Source organism: Bartonella sp. AA74HLJMH, from assembly GCF_042197045.1.
Lineage (GTDB): Bacteria > Pseudomonadota > Alphaproteobacteria > Rhizobiales > Rhizobiaceae > Bartonella.
On the sequence record NZ_JBHIRJ010000115.1, the window covers coordinates 1 to 905 of the forward strand.

Sequence of the window (905 nt, forward strand, 5' to 3'; positions counted from 1 at the left end):
AATGCAGAAATGAACGAAGCTATGAATGAAGATTACAGAGTTGGAGCACCGGTCTTTGATGATGAGAGCTCTTTTGAGAACGATTATGAGGTCGAGACGGTTGAGAATAATGATGCGACACCTCCAGAACCGGTTGCAGAGCCCGTTGAAAAGCCTTCAGAAATCGTTCCTATAGATCGGCAACGTGCAGAACAACAAGCTCAACAAGCCCGTGAAGCGCTTGTCAAGTTTTATGAATCTCAAGCCCAGCCACCAATGGTTGAAGGAGAAGGTGCGCCCCCAGACCTACGTGAGGACCCAATTAGCGTATTAACGTGGATGTTAGATAAGATTCAAAAGCAAGATGCGTATATTAGGGCACAGCAGGATGTTCAAAGGCAAGCCATTGAATCCCACGAATTTAATGATCATTTGAACCAGTTTTTAGAAAGTTCTGTTACATCAATTAAAGATAAATACAGTGATTTTGATGCGGCGGCGGATTATCTTTATGAGACGCGTGCAAAGCAATTAAGTGCTTGGTCATCTGTTTATCCGACTTATGCGCAACGGAGCACGATAGATGCGATTATAGGGGATGAATTGCGTACGATTGTAGCGACTTGCGCCCAAAAGGGGGGTAATCCAGCAGAAGAGCTTTATAGGATAGCGCAAAACCTTGGCTATCAGAACCAAGCAGTGCAAGTGAATAATCAGGTTGCAGAACTTCAAAGTCGGCAGAATTCTGCGCGGACTTTGACAGCATCTGGAGGAGGGGGGAGTACTGGACCAATGACTTTAGCAAGCATTGATAGGATGTCAGAAGAAGAATTTGACGTTTGGATATCAAATCCGAAAAATAAAGCGATTTTTCGGCAATTACACGGTGCAGGTAACGGGTATTAAGAGTGCATTTTATAGAAATT

General features: G+C 43.9%; 1 protein-coding gene. It reads left to right on the forward strand.

Annotated features, from left to right (window positions below; translation table 11 throughout):
- Nucleotides 1-885: hypothetical protein (locus ACFINH_RS10050; RefSeq protein ID WP_375633028.1), on the forward strand; the 885-nt coding region annotated here is incomplete at its 5' end.
- Nucleotides 886-905: the final 20 nt, after the last annotated feature.